This is a genomic window from Vibrio sp. 10N.261.55.F4 (assembly GCF_041470465.1).
Lineage (GTDB): Bacteria > Pseudomonadota > Gammaproteobacteria > Enterobacterales > Vibrionaceae > Vibrio > Vibrio crassostreae_C.
In genome coordinates this window covers 298,189-320,125 of sequence record NZ_JBFRMM010000002.1, presented here as the reverse complement: position 1 = coordinate 320,125, position 21,937 = coordinate 298,189, and the positions used below count along the sequence as shown (strand labels likewise).

The 21,937-nt window shown below is 44.4% G+C and carries 16 protein-coding genes; 8 read left to right on the top strand and 8 right to left on the bottom strand.

The window, feature by feature from the left end:
- Nucleotides 1-15: 15 nt before the first annotated feature.
- The 4 genes from AB4249_RS02190 to nhaA all read left to right on the top strand — a co-directional run bounded on the left by AB4249_RS02190 (nucleotide 16) and on the right by nhaA (nucleotide 5,701).
- Nucleotides 16-687 (top strand): ABC transporter ATP-binding protein, encoded by a 672-nt coding sequence (locus tag AB4249_RS02190; RefSeq protein WP_017060385.1) that lies wholly within the window; start codon nucleotides 16-18, stop codon nucleotides 685-687.
- Nucleotides 668-3,121, top strand: coding sequence for an ABC transporter permease (locus AB4249_RS02185; protein WP_137001714.1), 2,454 nt, complete (start codon nucleotides 668-670; stop codon nucleotides 3,119-3,121). The genes AB4249_RS02190 and AB4249_RS02185 overlap by 20 nt, the downstream gene beginning before the upstream one ends.
- Nucleotides 3,111-4,259 (top strand): lipocalin-like domain-containing protein, encoded by a 1,149-nt coding sequence (locus AB4249_RS02180; RefSeq protein ID WP_017068753.1) that lies wholly within the window; start codon nucleotides 3,111-3,113, stop codon nucleotides 4,257-4,259. The genes AB4249_RS02185 and AB4249_RS02180 overlap by 11 nt, the downstream gene beginning before the upstream one ends.
- Nucleotides 4,260-4,534: 275 nt before the next feature.
- On the top strand, nucleotides 4,535-5,701 hold the full coding sequence (gene nhaA, locus AB4249_RS02175) for a Na+/H+ antiporter NhaA (protein WP_010441484.1): 1,167 nt from the start codon (nucleotides 4,535-4,537) through the stop codon (nucleotides 5,699-5,701).
- Between the two features lie 223 nt (nucleotides 5,702-5,924).
- Here the strand turns inward: nhaA and AB4249_RS02170 are convergent, their stop codons facing one another.
- Both AB4249_RS02170 and AB4249_RS02165 read right to left on the bottom strand, forming a co-directional pair.
- Nucleotides 5,925-6,536, bottom strand: a complete 612-nt coding sequence (locus tag AB4249_RS02170; RefSeq protein ID WP_372102253.1) for an OmpA family protein — start codon at nucleotides 6,534-6,536, stop codon at nucleotides 5,925-5,927.
- Entirely contained in the window at nucleotides 6,536-7,843 is a 1,308-nt protein-coding gene (locus tag AB4249_RS02165; RefSeq protein ID WP_102333196.1) for a TolC family outer membrane protein, read from the bottom strand. Before AB4249_RS02165 ends, AB4249_RS02170 begins: the two co-directional genes overlap by 1 nt.
- Nucleotides 7,844-8,598: 755 nt before the next feature.
- Here AB4249_RS02165 and AB4249_RS02160 point away from each other — a divergent pair.
- From AB4249_RS02160 to fabV, 3 genes are all read left to right on the top strand, one after another.
- Nucleotides 8,599-9,228 (top strand): TetR/AcrR family transcriptional regulator, encoded by a 630-nt coding sequence (locus AB4249_RS02160; RefSeq protein WP_017065403.1) that lies wholly within the window; start codon nucleotides 8,599-8,601, stop codon nucleotides 9,226-9,228.
- A 55-nt stretch (nucleotides 9,229-9,283) separates the two neighbouring features.
- Nucleotides 9,284-11,566 (top strand): acyl-CoA dehydrogenase, encoded by a 2,283-nt coding sequence (locus AB4249_RS02155; protein WP_017071963.1) that lies wholly within the window; start codon nucleotides 9,284-9,286, stop codon nucleotides 11,564-11,566.
- A gap of 210 nt (nucleotides 11,567-11,776) precedes the next feature.
- On the top strand, nucleotides 11,777-12,979 hold the full coding sequence (fabV, locus tag AB4249_RS02150; protein ID WP_132763719.1) for an enoyl-ACP reductase FabV: 1,203 nt from the start codon (nucleotides 11,777-11,779) through the stop codon (nucleotides 12,977-12,979).
- A gap of 306 nt (nucleotides 12,980-13,285) precedes the next feature.
- Here the strand turns inward: fabV and AB4249_RS02145 are convergent, their stop codons facing one another.
- Together AB4249_RS02145 and AB4249_RS02140 are read right to left on the bottom strand one after the other, a co-directional pair.
- Nucleotides 13,286-14,968 (bottom strand): aspartate:alanine antiporter, encoded by a 1,683-nt coding sequence (locus AB4249_RS02145; RefSeq protein ID WP_065584163.1) that lies wholly within the window; start codon nucleotides 14,966-14,968, stop codon nucleotides 13,286-13,288.
- A gap of 249 nt (nucleotides 14,969-15,217) precedes the next feature.
- Nucleotides 15,218-15,481 (bottom strand): GrxA family glutaredoxin, encoded by a 264-nt coding sequence (locus tag AB4249_RS02140; protein WP_009847069.1) that lies wholly within the window; start codon nucleotides 15,479-15,481, stop codon nucleotides 15,218-15,220.
- A gap of 406 nt (nucleotides 15,482-15,887) precedes the next feature.
- Here AB4249_RS02140 and AB4249_RS02135 point away from each other — a divergent pair, with 406 nt between their 5' ends.
- Nucleotides 15,888-17,180: an iron-containing alcohol dehydrogenase gene (locus tag AB4249_RS02135; RefSeq protein ID WP_017060396.1), complete on the top strand. Its 1,293-nt coding sequence runs from the start codon at nucleotides 15,888-15,890 to the stop codon at nucleotides 17,178-17,180.
- 124 nt (nucleotides 17,181-17,304) lie between these two features.
- Here the strand turns inward: AB4249_RS02135 and AB4249_RS02130 are convergent, their stop codons facing one another.
- From AB4249_RS02130 to AB4249_RS02115, 4 genes are all read right to left on the bottom strand, one after another.
- The gene (locus tag AB4249_RS02130; protein ID WP_004734686.1) at nucleotides 17,305-18,159 is read right to left on the bottom strand and encodes a MurR/RpiR family transcriptional regulator; all 855 of its coding nucleotides are present in this window, start codon (nucleotides 18,157-18,159) and stop codon (nucleotides 17,305-17,307) included.
- Nucleotides 18,160-18,517: 358 nt separating this feature from the next.
- Nucleotides 18,518-20,161: a pyridoxal-dependent aspartate 1-decarboxylase PanP gene (gene panP, locus AB4249_RS02125; RefSeq protein ID WP_017060397.1), complete on the bottom strand. Its 1,644-nt coding sequence runs from the start codon at nucleotides 20,159-20,161 to the stop codon at nucleotides 18,518-18,520.
- A gap of 118 nt (nucleotides 20,162-20,279) precedes the next feature.
- On the bottom strand, nucleotides 20,280-20,807 hold the full coding sequence (locus tag AB4249_RS02120) for a hypothetical protein (protein WP_017066066.1): 528 nt from the start codon (nucleotides 20,805-20,807) through the stop codon (nucleotides 20,280-20,282).
- A 180-nt stretch (nucleotides 20,808-20,987) separates the two neighbouring features.
- Nucleotides 20,988-21,893: a lysine exporter LysO family protein gene (locus tag AB4249_RS02115; protein WP_017071961.1), complete on the bottom strand. Its 906-nt coding sequence runs from the start codon at nucleotides 21,891-21,893 to the stop codon at nucleotides 20,988-20,990.
- Between the last annotated feature and the right edge of the window lie 44 nt (nucleotides 21,894-21,937).

The following is a 21,937-nucleotide window of genomic DNA, read 5'->3' as shown; positions in this document are numbered from 1 at the left end:
AATGCGAGCTGTTTAATGTTAAAGCTGTCAGACCTATGTAAAGGCTATGTCGATGGGGGGGAGTTTCACCCTGTTTTGCAAGGTGCTGAATTAACATTAAACCAAGGTGACCAGCTGGCATTAATGGGAGAAAGCGGTTCAGGTAAAAGTACTTTACTGAATCTTATCGCGGGCTTAGACCTAGCGGACTCAGGTGAAATCGCTTTTCCTCACTTCAATATGCACGACTCAACCGAGCGTGACCGCACCGCTTATCGCAGAAACAACATTGGCCATATTTTTCAGCAATTCAACTTACTGCCAACGTTAAATATTGCCGATAACATCCGTTTTTGCCGCCAGTTAAAAGGCTTACCTGAAGACAAAGGTCTCTGGAGACAGATTCTCTCTGCTTTAGATCTTATGCCTTTACTTGGCCGTTACCCTGAAGAAGCGTCTGGTGGCCAACAACAACGTGCGGCCATTGCGCGTGCGCTGTATATGGAACCAAAAATATTGCTGGCCGATGAGCCGACCGGTAGTTTAGATGAGCGTAATGCAGAAGCGGTAATGCGTTTGCTGACCTCTTTGGCTCGTCAATTAGAATGTACGTTGCTGTTGGTAACACACAGTGAAAAAGTAGCTCTGCATATGGATGGTAGGATCCGTCTGCAAGGAGGGCAACTGCATGTTATGGCCCGTAGTTAAGGCACTACTCGGTCACTATCGACGTTACCCACTGCAGATTATTTTGGTATGGCTTGGTTTAACCCTCGGCGTATCACTTTTGGTTGGTGTTACTGCTATCAACCAACACGCCAAGCAAAGCTATGCGCATGGCGAAAAACTCTTTTCGAATCCTCTTCCTTACCGTATTCGACCAAAACACAACGCCAATAAAATCCCGCAAGGCTTTTATATCCAACTTCGCCGTGAAGGTTTTCAACAGTGTTCTCCTCTTGATCACCATCGTATCACTGATGAAAATGGCGCAAACTTCATGGTTGTCGGTATAGATCCTGTTTCTATGCTTCAGCTACAACCTGGTATAGCGTTAAAAGATCTCACCGCTTTGAATCTCATGAAGCCACCATATCCAATCCTTGTCAGTGATGATCTTGCTGAACACATGGAATGGCACAACGGCGATTACATCCCTTTGATGGATGGTTCTGAACTTGGTCCTGTGGTTGTTGATCAAAATAATATGATTAATGGTACAAGGTTGATTGCGGATATCTCCTTGCTCCGAATGCTTAAACGCAGTGCTGGGCTTTCAGTGATTGCTTGTTCAGACATGCCCACTGAGAAGTTTGAACGTCTTAAAAATATGTTACCTAATGGTTTGACGATCTCTCGTAGCTCTAAGGCAGAGCTTGAGTCGCTGACCAGTGCGTTCCACTTAAACCTAAAAGCGATGGGTATGCTGTCGTTTGTGGTTGGTTTATTTATTTTCTATCAAGCGATGTCGTTGTCATTTATTCAGCGCCAACCGTTAGTCGGGATTTTAAGACAAACGGGTGTGTCTGGTTGGCAACTGACTAAAGCGCTCTGTTTAGAGTTACTGCTATTGGTTTTACTGAGCTGGATCTGCGGCAATGTATTTGGCGTGATGCTAGCAAACCAATTGTTACCTGCCGTATCTTCAAGCTTGGGCGATTTATACGACGCTAACGTCGGCTTAACGATCGACTGGAATTGGCGTTGGAGTGGTTACAGCTTACTGATGGCATTGATTGGTGCTTTCTTAGCGTGTGCGTGGCCACTGGTTCGTTTACTTAAGTCTCAACCGATTCGTCTGTCTTCTCGTTTGTCTTTGATGCGTTTTGCGGGTACCGAGTTCACTTGGCAAGCGTTGATTGGCTGTGGCTTCTTGGTTGCTGCTGTTGCTGTGTATCAAGCCCCTCAGACTCAAGAAACGGGTTTTGCGATTATCGCGCTAATGCTGATCAGTGTGGCGCTATTTACCCCGTTTTTGATGTGGAAGTTATTTAACAGCCTCTCTTATTCGTTGCGCTGGGTTCGTGCTCGCTGGTTCTTTGCTGATGCAGCTTCCAGTATGAGCTACCGTGGCGTGGCGACGATGGCGTTTATGTTAGCCTTAACAGCCAATATTGGTGTAGAAACCATGGTCGGTAGCTTTAGAGATACCACTGATAAATGGCTAACACAGCGTTTGGCTGCCGATCTGTATATCTACCCAACCAACAATGCCGCTGCTCGTATGAGTAATTGGTTATCTGACCAACCTGAAGTGGATTCGGTTTGGTGGCGTTGGGAGAAAGATGTGGCGTCTCCAGTCGGTAGTATTCAGGTGGTCAGTACGGGGCCTTCTGAAGGTGAGCTAGAAGCGCTGACGATCAAATTAGGTATTCCGAATTACTGGTATCACTTACATCACTCTAAAGGTGTGTTGATCAGTGAATCGATGTCTCTCAAGCTGGGGATTCGCCCTGGCGACTACATTGACCTCTATGACAGTCTCGGCTCTGGTTGGCAGGTTGTCGGTGTTTATTACGATTATGGTAACCCTTACCATCAAGTCATGATGTCGCATCGAAACTGGCTGTATGGGTTTGCAGGGCGGGGTAATGTCGGCCTTGGGGTAATACTCAAAGACGATGTGAATTCATTAGGGCTTCGCAGCCGATTAGAAAGCGTATTCAGGCTTGGCTCCGAGCGCGTTTTCGATAACAACAATATTCACAGTCAAGCAATGCGGGTGTTCGATAGGACGTTCGCGATTGCAGATACACTAGGTAACATCACCTTGGTTATCGCCGTCTTCGGTATCTTCTTCGCGACGGTTGCGGGAGAAGTGTCTCGCCAAAGGCATATTTCCTTGCAGCGCTGTTTGGGTGTCTCGGCGAAAGAGCTGATCCTGACAGGTAGTTTGCAGTTGTTTGTGTTTGGGCTTATTTCCTCCTTAATTGCGATTCCGCTCGGATTGGCGTTAGCGAGCCTAATTGTTGATATCGTGATAAAGCAGTCTTTTGGGTGGTCACTCGAGTTACAAGTGATTCCTTGGGACTATTTGCAGACATTTGCATGGGCCATGGCAGCATTGATGCTAGCTGGTGCTTTACCAGTGATGAGAATGATTCGGAACACTCCGATGAAGTCACTGAGGGATGCGCTTTAGTATGTTTTTACGGAATACTTCAACTAAGTTAAGACAACGAATTCTGTCTTCTCTGCTATTAATCAGTTTCTTCGGCATCTTTTTAAGTGTTTGGGGTTATTACTCCTATTTCATCGATCCTGGTGAAAAGGGCGTGAATGAAGTTAACTCAATATTGGTTAATGAACACTTCAATGTGTTCGAACCTGTTTTGCCAGACCGTAATGTTTCGCTACCACAAGATTTTAAGTTCCACCCAGAGTTTCAGCACGAGTGGTGGCATTACTTTGCATCTTTGAAAGGTGATGATGGTAAAGACTATTCGGTCCAGTGGAGCTTTTTCCGTATCGCAACGGACGAACGTGAAACACCAGGGTGGCAAAGCCCTCAAGTCTATATCTCAAATGTAGTGGTCTCTTCTAAGTCCAAAGTATGGAAAGAACAGCGCATGGCTCGTGGCGGCATTGGCCAAGCGGGAATGACTAATCGTCCATTCAGGCTTTGGATTGATAACTGGAACTGGCGTGCACTCGGCAACACCCCATTCCCAGGACGCCTTCAAGTGCAAACAGACACGTTTGGACTTGAACTCGACACCATTGCAAAAGGGCCCTATGTGCTCAACGGCGATAACGGTTATCAGAAAAAGCACGACTTATTACCTGTCGCGTCTTATAACTTCAGCGCTCCATTTTTATCGTTGAGTGGTGTGTTGAACCTAGACGGCGTTACCAAGGAAGTGGAAGGAACTGCGTGGGTACATAAAGAGTGGGGCAGTGGCTTACTTGGGGTGGGCCAACAAGGTTGGGATTGGTTTGTATTTAACCTCGATGACGGCACAGCGCTGAGCATTAACCGCTATCGTCATAACCAACAGTTGCCTTACATATTCGGGACATTAGCAACGCGCTCAGGCAAAGTTTACCAATTAACGGAATCCGACATTTCCATTCAACCATTGCAAAATACAACGTTGATGAATGGAAGACGGATGCCTTTGCAGTGGATCATTAACGTCCCTAAGCATGATATTAACCTCACAACGCGTATTATACGCAGGGATATGTGGCTTCCATTTGTCATACCATATTGGGAAGGGCCGATTAAGGCGAGCGGGAGTCATGAAGCGACAGGCTTTATGCAGTTGACTGGCTACTAAAAAACACCTAAGGCTATGATTTTATAGCCTTTTTTTATGCCTGCGCCTTTTAGCGTCCCCCAATGAATTGTGCATACAGGTTCGATGATCTCATCTATACTTAATTCATGGTGCATAACAACATTATGGAATATACGACGTATTGTTTAGTATTTGTAGGAAAAACCGAAGTTAAACATCCGAAGAAGTGATTATCTATCAATTAAACTTGGATATAAACTCGTGGTTATTCTTTGTTATTCGTTTATTTAAATAATAAATATAAGGGCGAAATCATGACCGACGTCATCCGTGACTTCTTTAAAATGGAATCTGCTGGCGGCATCATACTAGTCATCGCTGCGGCGATCGCAATGTTTGTAGCAAACTCACCACTGAACGAAATGTACCAAGGTGTACTTCACAGTTACGTTCTTGGTATGTCTGTGTCTCACTGGATTAACGATGGCTTAATGGCTGTCTTCTTCCTTCTAATCGGCTTAGAAGTTAAGCGCGAACTTTTAGAAGGCGCATTAAAGTCTAAAGAGACAGCAATCTTCCCAGCTATCGCAGCTGTGGGTGGTATGCTAGCTCCTGCACTTATTTACGTGCTATTTAATTCAAGTAACCCTGAAGCGCTTCAAGGTTGGGCTATCCCAGCAGCGACTGATATCGCATTCGCATTGGGTATTATGGCTCTTCTTGGTAACCGTGTACCGGTTAGCTTGAAGGTGTTCCTATTGGCTTTAGCAATTATCGATGACCTTGGCGTTGTTGTTATCATTGCACTGTTCTACTCAGGCGACCTATCAACGCTTGCGTTAACGGTTGGTTTCATCGCAACTGGTGTGCTGTTCATGCTAAACAACAAGCATGTAACTAAGCTGAGTGTGTATCTCATTGTTGGTGCAATTCTGTGGTTTGCAGTATTGAAGTCTGGTGTTCATGCAACGCTGGCTGGTGTAGTGATTGGTTTTGCTATCCCACTGAAAGGCAATAAAGGTGAACATTCTCCGCTGAAGCATCTAGAACATGCTCTGCACCCATACGTCGCTTTTGCAATCTTGCCAGTCTTTGCTTTTGCAAACGCAGGTATTTCATTGGAAGGTATCTCAATCTCAAGCCTAACAGGTATGCTACCGCTTGGTATCGCTATGGGTCTATTGATTGGTAAGCCTCTTGGTATCTTTGCATTCAGCTGGGGTGCGGTGAAATTGGGTGTTGCTAAGCTCCCTGAAGGTGTGAACTTTATGAACATCTTCGCAGTATCTGTCCTGTGTGGTATTGGTTTTACAATGTCTATCTTTATTTCATCACTAGCATTTGGCCCAACGAATGTAGAGTTTGACACACTAGCTCGACTAGGCATCCTGATGGGATCTACAACAGCTGCAATTCTAGGTTACTTCCTGCTAAGCGTTTCTTTACCGAAAACAGCAAAGCAACAAGAAGTAAAACTATAATCAGCGGTAGGCTCGTTTAACGGCGAGCCTATTCACTGATTAACAAGCTAACTTCTGAGTAGCAAGACGAGTCACAGAATCATCCTCCCCGATTCATGTGACAGCAAAGAACAAAAAAGCCGTGATAGGGTTTCCTATCTCGGCTTTATTGATCTTATAACTAAGCTGCTGTTGTTCGACACTCGCTCTATGTCACATATAGATCCACATTGACAATGTCACGCTATTTTTCAAGCGTGGTAAATATGGTCCACTCCTCTACGATTTGTTCACTTAACCCTACCACAGTCGCTGTTACCTTACGGTTCAATGCATGTGAAGTAGGGTCGTCGCCATCGCTTTCTAAGCGGTTTTCACCGTAACCGACAACTCTTACTCGGCTCGGGTCTATACCATTCGACAACAGTTCATCTTCAACGTGGTGAGCGCGTTTCTTTGATAGCTCTAAGTTGTATTCACTCGCGCCGACTTTACTGGCGTAACCTTGAATCTCTATCGATGCACTTTGGTAGGTTTCTAAGAACTCAGCCATAGTGGTGATTTGATCTGAGAAGATAGGGTTAACTTCATAGGAGTCATTGGCGAAAAGGATGTTCAGCCGTCTGACTTCTTGCGAGCTAACCGTCTCTCCACAGCCTTCGTTGTCTACAAGAGACGACTCTGGTGTGCCAGGACAGGTGTCTCGTGCATTGACCACACCATCGTTATCATCGTCTTGCAGGTCAGAAATTTGCTCCGCTTCTGGCGTTTCTATGTAGGGCTCTTCATTTTGGCTAGAGCATGCACATAGCGTTATCGTTAATGCGGAAAGTAATAAATAAGGTCTCTTCATCATTAATACTCCACTGCCGTTGTCCACTCGTCTGGAATGTCGACCAGTAGAGCGTTCAATAGAGAGCCTGTCGCATTCATTACACGGTATTTAGCGTACTGTTCAGAGTAATGCGCATCTAAGTAATCTTTGCGGGCTTCAAACAATTCGTTTTCAGTGTTAAGCAGATCAAGTAGCGTACGTTTGCCGATTCGATATTGTTTCTCATAAGCGATAACGGTTTCTGACGCCGAATCCACGTGATCAGACAAGAAGTTCTTTTGTTGTAACGTCAGATCCAATGCACTCCAAGAGAGGCGAAGGCCTTCTTCAACTTGTCGATAAGCACGATCTCTTAGATCTTTTGCTTTATTGAGTTGGTAAGCTGCAGCTTCTGAATTAGCACTATCGGTACCACCGTTGTAGAGGTTGTATCGCATTCTCAACATTGCCAAAGTCTCTTGGCTCGAACCTTCATCGCCTCCAGCATCATCTCGCCATGATTGAGATGCCTCGATAGAGAACGTCGGGTAGTTAACCCCTTTTGATTGTTTGTACTGGAAGTGCGCTGAATCGACATCTGCAGTCGCGACTTTGATGACTGGGTGTTGGTCCAGAGCATCAACAAGCGCGTCTGATAATGACAGAGGAATCATAGAAATATCGGCTCTTGGGTAGACTAAGCCAAGCGGTTCTTGACCCACTATTCTTCTAAATTGGGTGTGGGTATCAATTAGGTTGTTCTGTGCGGCTAATAAGTTGCCGTGAGCTTTTGCAATCCTTGCTTCTACCTGAGATACATCTGCGGTTGAGCCTATGCCTGAGACTGCACGCTTTTTGATGTCTTTATAGATTTTCTTGTGGATAGCGAGGTTACTTTCCGAAAGGGCTAAAACTTCAGTTGCTTTGACTGCGTCTAAGTAGATCTGTGTGACCTCTAGCGCTTTGTCTTCGGCATCCGCGAGCAATTGCAAACGAACCGATTCTGCTTCTGCGGCAGTACGATCAATATCATTGAGAGTCGACGAACCATCCCACAACAACTGAGTGAGGGATATGGTGGCTTCCTTTCGTGTGAGATCGGTATCAGGACCGTTGTTTGGCGCAGGGTTTATGCCTTCATAGCCAATACCAGCATCAAGATCGATACTCGGCCTATAAGCACCACCTGCGGCATCGTTTCGTTTTTGTACACTCACAAACTCATTAAAAATACTTTTTATCTCAGGATTGGTAGCCAAGGTAATGGCAACAGCCTGTTCTAAAGTCTGAGCAGAGAGTGGGGTTGCAATAGCTAAGCAACAGATGATGGGTAATTTAAACAGTCTCAAAGTAGGTCTCCTTCTACTTTTAAAAGCTCCCGCCTCCTCCCAACTAGCGTTTAACTACTTAATTGAGAAGGGTATTAAACGAAGCTTAGGACATCTGCTAGAAATTGCTAAGTTTGTTGGCTTTATTTCGAATGTAAGTCTCTATCGCTATTGATTAATTTACCAGTTGTGACAGGTGGCAAGCTTCGAGTAGATGTGTTGAAAATAAATGCAAGGCTAGAATTCGGCTTGGGCAGAGATTGGTAAACGTTGGTTAGGAGGTTGTTTGAAATACGTATCTCAGTGATAGCAATGTGCCAAGCGTGGTAGTTCGATTTTTAGTAAAAAATGACAATATAAAAAGAATCGATCGCGCTGTTTAGTTTGTAGTTGTAGCTGTGAAGAAGGGTAAGTAAGGTTTCACCCTAAACAACAAACAAAAAAAAGCCCAAACCAACGTGGTTTGGGCGGATACAAGTATAGGAGTTAATAAGGAAAATGCAGTAATTAAGAAAGCAGTGAGAAGAACAAGTTTGACGGCCTGTTAAACTTCTAAATACGCTGTTTTCTACCTAATTTAGGACTCTCCATTTCCATTTCAGTTCCAAGAAAATTCATTATTTTTTTCTTTTTTTATAAACACACAGCGATTCAATCGTTTAGTGCTGAGTTTTATTAACTGGTACGACCAATTTGTGAAAATGTGATGTTGCTTGCTTGTTAAATAAATGTACTAAGCGTATATTTCAAACAGTTGTTTAATACGAGTGATTGAAATGGCACCAAGAAGTACAACCAAAGACAAAATCTTAGATGTGGCTGAAGGCTTATTTGCTGAGCACGGTTTTAATGACACCTCTTTACGTACGATTACGAGTAAAGCGAATGTCAACTTAGCTTCAGTGAACTATCACTTTGGCGATAAGAAGACTCTGGTTCGTGCGGTACTCAATCGTTACTTAGAAGCATTTATGCCAGCACTGCAAGATGCATTAGTGAACTTAAACTTGAACGAAACGTATTCTATGAGTGACGTGTTTGAGTCGTTGAGACAGCCACTAAGAGCACTTAATGATGTTAGGCCAAATGGTACAAGCCGATTCATGTTACTTATCGGCAGAGGCTATACGGATGTGCAAGGACACTTGCGTTGGTTCATTACTACTCGCTACAGCGAAGTACTTTCTTTGTTTACGACATCTGTAATGAAGGCGAATCCGAACCTCACTCAAGAACAGTTATTTTGGCGATTACACTTCACCCTAGGGACTTGTGTATTCACCATGGCATCAAGTCAGGCTCTGGTAGAAATTGCAGAGAATGACTATGACAGAAAGATAGATGCTAAGGCAGTGGTCGATATTCTTATTCCATATTTAGCCGCAGGCATGTCAGCAGAAGAATAAAACAATAAAAAGCGAAACATTCACAACCAATATAGTGAACAAAAGGATCTGAACTATGAGCTCTCTAAGACAAAAATGGGTAAGTGACCCAGCTTTTAAACTCTTTAAAAAAGTACTACCACCACTATCTAGCACCGAGAAAGAAGCGATGGAAGCGGGTAGCGTGTGGTGGGACGGAGAGCTGTTTTCTGGTAAACCAGATTTCACTAAGCTGCACCAATACCCAAAACCTCAGCTGACAGCAGAAGAGCAATCGTTCATGGATAATGAGCTTGAAACCTTGCTCGCTATGCTTGATGACCACCAAATTGTAAAAGAAGATCGAGACCTTCCTGAAGAGGTGTGGAACTTCTTACGCAAAGAGCGTTTCTTTTCGCTAATTATTGCGAAAGAGTATGGCGGTCGTGAATTCTCAGCACACGCTAACTCAACTATCGTAACTAAGATTGCGACTCGCAGTATCAGTACTGCGGTTTCAGTAATGGTTCCAAACTCTCTTGGTCCTGGTGAGCTGCTGTCTCACTACGGCACTCAAGACCAAAAAGACTACTGGCTACCTCGTCTTGCTGACGGTACAGATATCCCATGTTTCGCACTAACAGGCCCAGAAGCGGGTTCTGATGCGGGTGGTATCCCTGATGTCGGTACTGTGTGCATGGGCATGCACGAAGGTAAAGAGACGCTAGGTATCAAGCTTAACTGGAACAAACGCTACATTACACTAGCACCAGTGGCGACGGTACTTGGTCTGGCTTTCAAACTGCACGATCCAGAAAAGCTACTGGGTGACAAAGAAGACATTGGCATCACTTGTGCGCTAATCCCGGCTGACCACGAAGGTGTTGTGATTGGTGAGCGTCATGACCCACTTGGTCTTGCGTTTATGAATGGTCCAACACGCGGTCACGATGTATTTATTCCTATGGAATGGTTAATCGGTGGTGCCGATTACGCAGGTAAAGGCTGGCGTATGCTGGTGGAATGTCTGTCTGCAGGTCGTGGTATCTCATTACCCGCACTTGGCACGGCGATGGGCCACCTAACGGCGAAAACGACCGGCGCATATGCTTATGTTCGTAAGCAGTTCGGTATGTCGATTGGTAAGTTTGAAGGAGTTGCAGAGAGTTTAGGTCGTATTGGTGGCTTAACGTATCTACTAGAAGCGACTCGTACACTAACAACTACTTCACTCGATATGAAAGAGAAGCCGGGTATCGTTACGGCTATCGCGAAATATCACATGACAGAAATGGCACGTACTATCCTGAATGATTCAATGGATATCCACTCTGGTCGTGCAATTCAAGATGGTCCAATGAACTACTTAGCTGCGCCTTACCTAGGTATTCCAGTTGCTATCACAGTAGAAGGTGCGAACATCTTAACTCGCAACCTGATGATCTTCGGTCAAGGTGCGACACGTTGTCACCCATACGTGCTAAGCGAAATGGAAGCGGCAGCAAACCCAGATGAGAAGCAAGGTGCGAAGGATTTCGATAACTTGTTGTTCAAGCATATCTCTCACGCAACTAAGAACACGTTTGGTGCGTTCGGTGCGGCATTGACAGGCTCTAAGTTCATTAAAGCGGATATGAGCGGTCCAACGAAGCCTTACTACCAAGACTTAACTCGCTTGAGCCGTGCGCTTGCAGTGAGTGCGGATTTCGCAATGCTTACACTAGGTGGCGAACTGAAACGTAAAGAGCTTATCTCTGCACGTCTAGGTGATGGTCTAAGTTACCTATACATGGCGTCTGCAGCGCTTAAGAAGTATGAAGATGAAGGTCGTCAACAAGCTGACCTAGACTACGTACACTACGCGGTTCAACACTGTTTCCATAACGCGGCTAAATCGCTACAAGAAGCGTACAGAAACTTCCCGAACAAGATGGTAGGTAAAGTACTTAAAGGTCTAGTTTTCCCTGTCGGTAACCACTTTGAAAAACCAAGTGATAATCTAACGGTACAACTGGCAGAAAGCTTGATGACTCCGGGTGCACACCGTGAACGTCTAACTCACCTTTGCTACATAGGCAAAGAAGAAGAGGATAGTGTTGGCCTAATGGAGAATGCGTTCAATGCGATGTACAGCATCAAGCCTCTCGAACGTAAGATCTTCAAAGCAGTGAAAGAGGGCAAAGTGGCTCGTAAAGGTCTATTGCAAGATAAACTTGCTCAAGCACTGGCGGCAGATGTTCTTACTCAAGACGAAGTTGACCAAATCATTGCAGCAGACAAACTTCGCTACGCAGCGATTCAAGTTGACCACTTCAGTCATGATTACAGTGAAACTTTGACGCGAAAAGAGTTAAAACCTAAGCTAAATAGCGTTGCTTAGATAAAGAAATGACAAAAGGCACCTTATTAGGTGCCTTTTTTTGTTTTTGTCGTAGAAGTTGCAATAGACGCGTTAACAAATGGTGACTTAGTCAGCAAATATACACTGAGTGCTCCAACCACTTGCATTTTCACCACATTTTTACAGAAATTAGATGCGATTTGCGTACGAAACTTTTATCCTTAACCTGATTTTTTAAGGAAGTTGAATATGATCATCAAACCTCGAATTCGCGGATTCATCTGTACTACAACACATCCAGTCGGTTGTGAAGCTAATGTAAAAGAACAAATTGCTTACACAAAAGCTCAAGGCCCAATCGCAAACGCACCTAAACGTGTACTAGTTGTTGGCTCTTCAAGTGGCTACGGCTTGTCTTCACGTATTGCGGCTGCATTTGGTGGCGGCGCTTCAACTATCGGTGTTTTCTTCGAGAAAGCCGGTACTGAGAAAAAGCCGGGCACAGCTGGTTTCTACAACTCAGCAGCGTTCGACAAGCTAGCTAAAGAAGAAGGCCTGTATTCAAAAAGCCTGAACGGCGATGCTTTCTCTAACGAAGCGAAACAGAAAACAATTGATCTGATCAAAGAAGATCTAGGTCAAATCGATATGGTTGTGTACTCACTGGCGTCTCCAGTGCGTAAAATGCCAGAGACTGGCGAAGTGATTCGTTCAGCTCTAAAACCTATCGGCGAAACGTACACATCAACGGCTGTTGATACCAACAAAGACATGATCATTGAAGCAAGTGTTGAGCCTGCATCTGAAGAAGAGATCAAAGACACTGTTACTGTAATGGGCGGTGAAGATTGGGAACTTTGGATCAACGCTCTATCTGAAGCTGGTGTTCTAGCTGACGGTTGTAAAACTGTTGCTTACAGCTATATCGGTACTGAACTAACGTGGCCAATCTACTGGGATGGCGCGCTAGGTAAAGCTAAGATGGATTTAGACCGTGCAGCGTCAGCGCTTAACGAGAAGCTAGGCCAAACTGGCGGAACTGCAAACGTTGCTGTTCTTAAGTCTGTTGTGACTCAAGCAAGTTCTGCAATCCCTGTAATGCCTCTTTACATCGCTATGGTGTTCAAGAAGATGCGTGAAGAAGGTATTCACGAAGGTTGTATGGAACAGATCTTCCGTATGTTCAGCCAACGTCTATACAAAGAAGACGGCAGCGCGCCAGAAGTGGATGAAGTGAACCGTCTACGTCTAGATGACCTTGAGCTTCGCGAAGACATTCAAGATCACTGTCGTAACCTATGGCCTCAAATCACAACTGAGAACCTAAAAGAACTGACTGACTACGTAGAGTACAAAGAAGAGTTCTTGAAGCTATTTGGTTTCGGTGTTGAAGGTGTTGATTACGAAGCTGACGTTAACCCAGCTGTTGAATTTGATGTAGCTGACATCTAATTCAAGTTATCGAATCTAAACGAAATAGGCGCTCATTGAGCGCCTATTTTTTTGTCTGCTATTTGGTTCAAGAGATTAAGAGCAGATATGGGATTCGAGTGGCGGGATGCGAAGAGATTTAAGAGCGGATACGGCTACCGCGATTCGAAGGGGGACAAGAGTAGAAATAAGGGATGAAGAGAGTTAAGAGCAGGAGTGGGGAAGAAGGCTTGAACCGCTTAAAACAGGTTATAAAAAATGCACTAACCCAAAGTGAATTAGTGCATTCGAAATATCTAAGCTTGGCTGCTTTTAATGCAGCAGATGCTAGCTAATTATGATGATGAAAGTACCTGCTAAGGTCATCAATATATTGGCTATCGCATAAGTACCCGCATAACCCAGAGCCGGAATCGTTGAGCGAGCGTGGTCATTTACGATGTCCATCGCTGGAGCGCAAGTTCGCGCGCCAATGATTGCACCGAACAACAAAGCTCGGTTCATCTTCAATACGTAAGCGCCAACCAAGTAAGCGAAGAATACTGGCAGCACACTCACTACTAGGGCAATACCTATTACCTGTGGGCCAACTTGGGTTAAGTGCTCAAATATCTTACCACCGGCGCTCAAGCCGATACCGACCATAAAGAACATCAAACCGAGGTCTTTGACCATGTTCAGAGCACCTTGAGGCACATAACCGAAAGTAGGGTGGTTCGCTCGTAGGAAACCAAGCATGATGCCCGATAGAAGCAGGCCAACCGCGTTACCTAGCCCAAACGATACCTGACCGAATGTCATGGTGATCAAACCAAACAAAATACCCAAAATGAAGAAGCTACAGAAGGCCATCAAATCCGCCATTTGGCTGTGGATTGAGATGAAACCAATTTTCTCAGCTAGGCCGTGCACTCGACTCTTTTCACCACTCACCTGTAGGACGTCACCTTTAGAAAGCACGATGTTTAAGTCCATCGGCATTTCAATCTGAGCACGTACTACGCGGCTAAGGAAACAGCCGTATTCAGACAGGTTTAAGTCTGATAGGCGCTTACCTGCGATACTGTCACTCTTAACGACGATCTCTTCTTCCACGATACGCAGATCGAGAAGGTTACGGTCGAAAACTTCTTTACCGTTACGGAAGCTTGGGTCTAGACGAGCGTGGCTATCTGGGAAACCAACCAATGCGATCTCATCGCCTTCTTGCAGAATTGCATCACCATCTGGATGGGCAAGAATACCATTACGTCGAATACGCTCGATGTAACAGCCTGTTTGGCGATAGATGCCCAGTTCACGCAGATTCTTACCGTCAGTCCAAGAGATGAGCTCTGGTCCCACTCGATAAGCACGAATAATGGGCAAGTAAACCTTACGCTGACCTGAAGCGCCTAACCCACGTTCTTGGGCGATTTGCTCTGCCGAGTCGTGTAGGTTCACTTTTTGAAGTTTTGGAATCAAGCGAGCAAACATAATCATACTGATTAAGCCAACCAAGTAAGCCATCGCGTAACCGACTGAAAGGTTTTCGATAATCAGGCTCAAGTCCATGTTTCTTGGTAATTCTGCAAGCCCAGAATTCAGAGCATCTTGAGCACCTACCAATATCGGCGTTGCTGTTAAGGCACCTGCCATCATGCCTGCAGATAAACCAAAGCCTAGGCCAAGGTAATGACTACTGAAATAGGTTAGGGCAATTGCGGTAGAAAGTACCACAAGGCTCAGAATGAGGTAGTGCTTACCGTCTCTGAAGAAGATACCGAAGAAGTTTGGTCCAGCTTCAATGCCAACACAGTAGATGAACAGCATGAAACCAATGGTGAGCGCATCTGCGTTAAAAGAAAAGCCAAGATGTCCCATGATAAGGGAAGTAATCAAAACACCGATTGAATTACCAAGTTGGAGGCTACCGAAACGAATTTTACCAATGGCTAATCCAATCGATAAAACAACAAAGATGAGGAGAATGGGGTTTTGTTCTAACAGAAAAACAACGTCGATATTCACAGTGGTCGCTCAATAATTGGCGTGAAACACAGGGTAAGTTTGAGAGGTGAATTGTATCTAAATATAAATAAAATATAAGCGATATTTTGCTATTTTACTTGATTTTGACTTTATTATTATTCCGTACGAAAACTGGTCATAAAAAAGCCCGCTACAGTGAGCGGGCTTTCTATAAATCGTACAGTCTAACGCCTAAATGGGTCAGCTGTTTAAGGCTTTAGCCCTGATTCTCGTTTGAGAAATCCTAGCTTAGTCGAAAAGACCTAGGTTTTCTTTTGCGTATGCTTCAAATTCTGTGCAGCCACCGATGTGGTCTTGGTCGATGAAGATTTGTGGAACTGTATCGACAGGTTTACCAACAGTCTTCTCTAGATCAGCTTTGCTGATACCTTCAGCGTGGATGTCAACGTAACGGTAGTTGAAGTCATCGCGTTTAGCTTTAAGAGTTTCAGCATGCTCTTTTGCACGAACACAGAATGGGCAAGCAGGGCGACCAAAAATAACTACAAACATTTAATTTCTCCTAAATACGGGATGAGGCTCGTTAACTCGATTGTGTTAACTATTCTTTAGTGAATGCCACTCAAAATTTCATAAAACCAACTATGCCTCAATGCCATGGGGAAATAAAGATGGAATTACCTCTTAATACAATAGGTTTTGTCTATCAGAGCAAATAATGGTCACAAAAAGGATCCATGCTGATTTCTGATGGGTATTCAGATTGATTACCCTTAATTTAAGAGTGTGAATTACCCCTAAGAATACGACATTAATCCATCTTTAATGCGACAAGTTGCACCTCGTCAAAAAAAGCGCATACAGAACGAGGCATCTTAATACTGATGCACTATATAAAGGCTAAATTCCAATAACCAAGAGTTCGCAGTTTTGTTCGGTCATAGGCGCAGGAGGCACCATGTTTCAATTTATGACATCTACAAAGATCATCTTTGGTGATGGAGCACTTTCCGCTTCATTGTCTCTCTTTAATCAATATGGCTACAGCGTGCTATTGGTTACAGGCAATACATTAGAGCGCACTTCAATTGTTACTGACTATCTTGATGCGCAGAGTATGCGTTATCAGCACATTGCCGTTTCCGGTGAACCTAATATCAAAATGGTTGAAGAGGCGGCTATTTCTGCTCGTCGATTTAAGCCAGATATGGTTGTCGCCATGGGGGGCGGTAGCGCCATCGATATGGGCAAAGCGTTGGCTGCGGTTTTACCTAATCAAGGCAATTTATATGACTATGTTGAAGTGGTCGGGCGTAATGTTCCTCTTAAAACCAAACCACTTCCGTTTATCGCAATTCCAACCACAGCGAGTACCGGCGCCGAGGTCACTAAAAACGCGGTGCTGAAATCAGGCCAAGACCAAGTAAAAATCAGCCTGAGAAGCCCAGACATGCTGGCCGACGTTGCGATTGTCGACCCAACCCTAACTCATGGAACCAATCTATATCTATCTGGGCGAGGTGCGATGGATGCCTTTACTCATCTAATGGAAGCCTACGTGTGTGGTGAACCGAATCCGTTAACCGATATGATTTGTGAAGAAGGGCTGCGTAAGTTGAGTGGTTCTGTGGTTAAAGCGTGTGTTTATGATGAGCCTCAAGCGCGTTCTGATCTTGCTTTCGCTTCTATGCTCGGTGGTATGGCGATAACTAATGCCAAGCTTGGCGCAGCCCATGGTTTAGCCTCCGCACTAGGAGGTAAGATTTCTGCGCCTCATAGTGTGATTACCGCGCGTTTAGCGCCGTTTGTGATGTTGGAGAACATAGCCGTTGCAAAAGAGCAGCAAAGAAGCGACATCCTAGCGCGTTATCAGCGAATCGCTCAGATAGTAACAGGTAACGTAGAAGCAATAGAAGAGGAGGCAATTTCTTGGTTATCGGAAGTGCTTGATACGCTTAAGTTACCCAACTTGTTGGAATTTGGTGTCTGTGAAGCCCAGTTTGATGAGGTGTCTGCCGACGCGCTCAAATCAGTGGCGATTAAAGGAAACCCTTTGCCGCTTAACCAAGAGAGGCTCGTGCATATTTTGAAGCAAGTATGCGAGAAGTGCAGTTGTAGAGAAGGGCATCATGAGGGAGCTTCAATGAATCAAATTGGGCAAGAGCCAGCTGTCGAGTCGAGCTTTACCATTATCAATTCTTATGCGTCCGAAAACAGCGTGGTTGAGAAGGGCAATAGTTGGACTATCTAACGGTCTTAAACTTGTTCGTTGTATAAGTCATTTTATACAGACAAATAAAAACGGAGCTCTAGGCTCCGTTTTTTTAATTCAACTTGTTCTCTGGTCATCTGTTTTCAGTTCATGACTAAGCAGATTAGAACTGAGAGTACTTCTCGTAACGTGAATCACGAAGTGACTCTTTGACGCGCTTTAGGTTCTCTCTGAAACCAGAACCACGACGTAGCGTAAAGCCTGTCGCTAGCACATCGATAACCGTCATCTGAACAACGCGACTTGCCATTGGCATGTAAACGTCAGTGTCTTCTGGAACATCCAGAGAAATAGACAACGAGCTCGCTTTATCCAGTGGAGAATCTTTTGCTGTGATAGCAATAACTGTCGCACCGTTTTCACGCGCTAAGTTTGCAATCTCAACTTGGCTTTTAGTGCGGCCAGTATGAGAGATAAGAACAATAACGTCGTTATCACTGCAGTTAATGCAGCTCATTCGTTGCATCACGATGTCTTCGAAACATGTGATTGGGATATTAAAACGAATAAACTTGTTTTGAGCATCTTTGGCGACAGCAGAAGAGGCACCCAGTCCGAAGAACGAAATGCGTTTTGCTTGAGTCAGCAAGTCAACAGCACGGTTTACTTGCATCGCGTCTAGACTGTTTTTAGCAACGTCTAGACAAGCCATAGTTGATTCGAAAATCTTATGCGTATAAGCATCTGGACCATCATCTTCTTCAACATTACGGTTCACGTAAGGTGTACCGTTTGCCAAGCTTTGAGCTAGGTGAAGTTTGAAGTCAGGGAAGCCCTTTGTGTCTAATCGACGACAGAAGCGGTTAACTGTAGGCTCACTCACGTCAGCCATTTTAGCTAAGGTAGCAATGCTAGAATGAATTGCAGTTTGAGGGGAAGCCATAATTACTTCGGCTACCTTGCGCTCAGACTTGCTGAAATTTTCCAGGTTTTTTTGTATTTTTTCTAATGTATTCATAGTGTTCACAAGGGTATAGAGAACAACTTGCTAGTTAATATCTTTTACCAGGGGGTATGGCTGAAGCAAATATCAGTAAACACAAAGCCGATGTATATTCGGTTTCGTAAATACTGCTGCGTCAAATAGATATCAAGCTAACTAGCACCATAGAGTCAGTATAAACCCAACATACTATTTACTAATACAAAAACAGGGCATGAATGCTTAAGAATATGACAAACCTCAACAAAATTTTAGAAAACTACAGAATTGGAAGAGAGTTTGAGCAAAAAGAATGCAAAATGGGTATGAACTGACAGCTTAGTTACATCAAAAAGAAAGAAATTTTCAATTTGATGCAACTAAAATTGAATGACTATGCGTTGATTTGCGTAACCAGTTTGTTGATTTTGCCCATCAAGTTTGGTGCTAGTTTAGAGATCTCACGCTGTTCTTCAAGCACTGACGAAAGAATGTCATTGCCTGTTAGTGGGTTTGCTAATACCACGCGGAAAACGATGATTGGCTGATGTACCCATGCTTCAGGGTTTAAGCGTGTACGTGACACGAAAGACTTACCTGTTTCACGCTGCTTCTTCTGAATAAACTTAGTCAGCTCATTGAGCAACTCATTCAGTTCGACACGATGTTCAGGCTCAGCTTTAAGCAGTGCCGCTTTGACTGACTCAGGGACATAGCGATAAGTCAGTAGGCAAAGCTCAGGTTCTGAAACCAGCTCGAAGTCGCTCTGATCTTTAATTAGGTCGGCAAAGTAGCGCGCTTTGTTGATGCTTTGGTCGATCAGCAGTTCATAACCTGGGCGGCTAATGATGTGCATTGCGGCGTAAACCAGCATTGCCATACCTGAACGAGAACCTTCTAACGTATGGCTGCCTAAATCTTTTGAGCCTTTACGAAGAATGTATTGAGCATGATGTTCAATCGCAGTCATCGCATCTGGCTTCTTAAACAGAACCATACCCGCACCCATAGGGATATAAAGCTGTTTATGCGCATCAATCGTGACTGAATCCGCCAGTTCAATACCATCAAGTAGGTGACGATGATTGTTAGACATCAGAGTCGCACCGCCCCAAGCTGCATCAACGTGGAAATGACAATCGGATTCGGCACACACCTCAGCAATGTCTCTTAGCGGGTCGATATTACCGGTTTCGGTTGTACCAGCCACACCAATGACGGCGAAAGGTTTGATCTTGTTCTGCTTGAGCTGCTCGATCTTGAGTCTTAAATCATCAGTACAAATACGGTTGTCGTTATCTGTTTTAACAGACACTAGACCTTCTTGACCAATACCAAGGACATCCGCGGCTTTTTTCAGAGAGTAGTGGCCACGTTCAGAGACTAAGATGGCAAGGCCTTCGTAGTCGTAGTGCTTCATGGCTTTAAACAGGCCTTCTTTTTCTACACCTTTGAACGAACCTTGCGCTTTTAGTGCGTTGTTACGTGCAACCCAGAGCGCTGTAATGTTCGCGATGGTACCGCCAGAACAAAACGCACCTAAAGAGTGGTTTGCGCTGTGCATCCAACGAGAATAAAACTGGTCACTATCTTGATAAATCAGGCGATGTAACATGCCCAGAACTTGACGTTCTAGGGGAGTGAAAGCTTTTGAGGTCTCGATTTTTACTAGATTCTGATTCAACGCAATCATGATTTTTGAAAGCGGCATCAGGAAGTACGGCAACGCAGAGGTCATATGGCCAATAAAACTTGGCGAAGACGTGTGAACCGAATGAGACACAAGAGAATCGAGGAGATGCTCAGTATGTTCAGAAACAAACTCAGGCTGCTCTGGGATATGAGCATTTGAAAAATCTTTCTCAATTTCACGTAGCGGCTTTTCTTCAGCCACAATATGTTCACGTAAGAATTGATTCAGGTTTCGTGAAAGTTTGTCTTCAATTTGAGTGAGTGTTGAATCTGGGCCTTCAGGTACCGTGAAGATACGTAGAAGACTGTCGAAGCTAACATCTGCTGTTTTTTGTTCCGTAACCATAGCAAGCGAGTTATTTTTCTAATATTGACGCGAGCGGGACAATCTAAACGAAAACGGGAACAATGTCCCGTCTTAATTATGAAATCCAACTTCTCAAAAAAGCATATTAAATGCGGGGTTATTTACACTTAATCGCTTCAAGTTTACTGATCGACTGGTTGTAACGCTGCAGCGCTGAGTCGATTTGCTTAGGGTGACTAAGCAGCTCTGCAAAGGCAGAACGTAGTTCGTAGTTTTGAGCGTGAGGCGTTGATTGGCGGTCATCGAATGTTGTTTTCGCGATTTTACCAAGCTCATCATCACGTGTTGATAGCGTTTTAATGTCGTGTTGCTCAAGTTGCAACCAACCTTCTACAGGTTGCTCTGTTGCCACTTTGCTTGAGTCGTTTACTAAGTAGTAGTGAACCGCAGCACGGTTAAGCTCAAAGTGGTGCTTACGACCTTCTAGGAACCACTCACTCACTTCTGTTAGCTCTGGATATTGCTCAGAGGTTAATGCAGCAAGGTCGGCATACCAATTCAAAGAAGCGTCGATGTACGCATCATATTTTTTTGCTTGGCACTGGTTTGTCTCAGACATTGAATCTGCTGCAAAAGAGAAAGTAGAAGTTGAAGCTAGCAGTAATGCGACGCAAAGGCGTTTCATAGTGGTTCCTTTTGTAAGTTTATTCTTTTTATAACTTTGTCGTTACAGGTTACCGTGATCGTTATTTGTTGAGCAATGACACTTAGTGTCTTTTTATTTCGGTAACTGTAACTGTATCGGTGTCTTGGGCATTGGTATTCGAGTTGCATTCTAATCTAAAACAAACGCTATTCCTGCGATCTAGTTAGCAAGAGATACAAAGAACAACATCAATATCGGAACAAGCAAGCTGAGGATAAAGCCACTGACGATAGCGATAGGCACACATCTAACGCCGCCTGTTGTTTGAATGACCGGTAAGGTGAAGTCCATCGCAGTCGCACCAGCATAACCAATGGAAGTGCATGGGTAGCTGCGAATTAGCACTGGAATCAGTACCAAGGCAACTAACTCTCTTAACAGCTCAAGCATGAAAGAAGCGCCACCATAGACAGGACCAAAGGCGTCACCCATTAAGATACCAGCCAGAGAGTACCAACCAAATCCAGAAGACATTGCCAAGGCTTTGAACAGAGGGATATCTAGGATGTAAGCCGCGATTACACCACCTAACATTGAGGTGATGATAATGGTGATTGCGATAACCATACCGTGCTTGTTGAGTAAGATCTGACGAAGTGTGAGTCCGCTATTACGCAGCTGAATGCCGATAAAGAATAGAAGAACAAACAGAATCCATTCGCTTGCGGTATCAACCCAATCAAGGCCAATAGGCAGCACTAAGCCAGCGATTAGCCCTGAACCTACCACTAAGATGAGTTTTGCAGATTCCATCGCCATAGAAGAGAGGGGAAGCTTCTTCTTGCTACTGTCGGTTTTGAGTGGCAATAACTTATCAATAGCGGGCAGTGCCATTAGGTTACATACGCTTAAGCAGACAAAGAAAGTGACGGTATATAGAAGGATTGTCTGCAGGTTACTGCCTAGGTTATCGAGGGCGGCTAAGCTTAGTCCCATTAACGCCAGAATCACGTAGATCAACCGCGATGTTGAGCGGTTGATAAATTCTAATGTCTGAGCGTTCGAAATTGCAAAAAGATACCCCACGACGAGTGGCGCAAATATAAAGATCATCCCTGTAAACATGCTTTCCCCATTGCATTTACTTCATATTACACTTACTTGTAATT